Annotated in this window: 1 protein-coding gene; it reads left to right on the top strand. The window is 67.8% G+C overall.

Annotated features, from left to right (window positions below):
• Positions 1–96: 96 nt before the first annotated feature.
• Positions 97–1,330: ISAs1 family transposase (locus ACFFNX_RS50155; RefSeq protein WP_378213568.1), on the top strand; the 1,234-nt coding region annotated here is incomplete at its 3' end.

Genomic DNA, 1,330 nt, shown 5'->3' with positions numbered 1-1,330 from the left:
CAGGGCCCCGGCAAAGTCGGTTGCTCCTGATGTGAAGCAAGCACGGCCTCTAAACGATCATGGGGTTGTCTAGGTCCCTGATCGTGTGAGAGTGCCGTGCTTGCTGTTCCATCTTCTCTGATTCCTGCTGGTGTTGCTCGCCTGGGCCGCCTGGTTGAGTCCGCTGGGGTGGTCAGTGGCTTGGGAAGGGTCGCTGACCTGCGTGAGTATCTGGCCCGGGTACCGGACCCGCGGCGGCCGCGGGGGATACGGCATCGGCTGGAGGCGATCTTGGGGGTGGCTGCGGTGGCGGTGGCGGCGCAGGCCCGGTCGCTGGTGGCGATCGGGGAATGGGCCGCTGATGCGCCGCAGTGGGTCCTGGCGCTTTTGGGCGTCCGCTCCGATCCCAGGGGCCGGTTCGTGGCTCCGGATGAATCAACCGTGCGGCGGGTCCTGGCCGCGATCGATGGCGATGCACTCGATGAGGCGATCAGCGCGTGGATCAGGCGGCACGTGCGACCGGTGGCCGGGTTGCGGCCGGCGATCGCGGTGGACGGCAAATCGGTGTGCGGCACCTTCGCCCGCACCGGAGGCGCCGGAGTTCACCTGCTGGCCGCCTTCACCCACCATGACGGATCAGTGGTAGCCCAACAGCAGGTGAAGCAGGGAACCAGCGAGATCGCCTGGTTCCAGCCCTTGCTGAACTCCCTGGACCTGACCGGACGGGTCCTGACCGCCGACGCGCTGCACACCACAGCCGCCCACGCCCGCTACCTGACCAGCGCCGGAGCCGACTACGTCCTGATCGTCAAACGCAACCACCACCGCCTGCACACCCTGCTGCGCACCACGGCCTGGCCGAACGCCACCCACCACACCAACACCGGCATCGGCCACGGCCGCCTTGAACAACGCATCATCGAAGTCCTGCCCGCCCCCGAGGACCTGGACTTCCCCGGCGCCGCGCAGATCTTCCAGATCACCCGCTACCGAACCAACCGCGCCACCGGCACCCGCCAGACCGAAACCGTCTACGGCATCACCAGCCTGACACCCCACGCCGCCGGCCCCGCCCACATCGCCGCCTACCCCCGGCGGCCACTGGCAGATCGAAAACCGACTGCACTGGGTCCGCGACGTCACCTACGGCGAAGACACCTCCCGCCTGCGCACGGGCACCGCACCCCGCGCCATGGCAACCTTGCGCAACCTCGCCATCAGCGCACTACGCCAAACCGGACACACCAACATCGCCGCCGGACTACGCCACATGGCCCGCAACCCAACACGACCCCTACAACTCCTCGGAATCACCACCTGACCAGCAACACCCGACTTTGCCGGAACCCTG

Origin of the sequence: Actinoallomurus acaciae (genome assembly GCF_042429965.1) — a bacterium.
GTDB lineage: Bacteria > Actinomycetota > Actinomycetes > Streptosporangiales > Streptosporangiaceae > Actinoallomurus > Actinoallomurus acaciae.
Note: the sequence above shows the minus strand (reverse complement) of the source record. Positions and strands in the feature narration are given on the sequence as shown.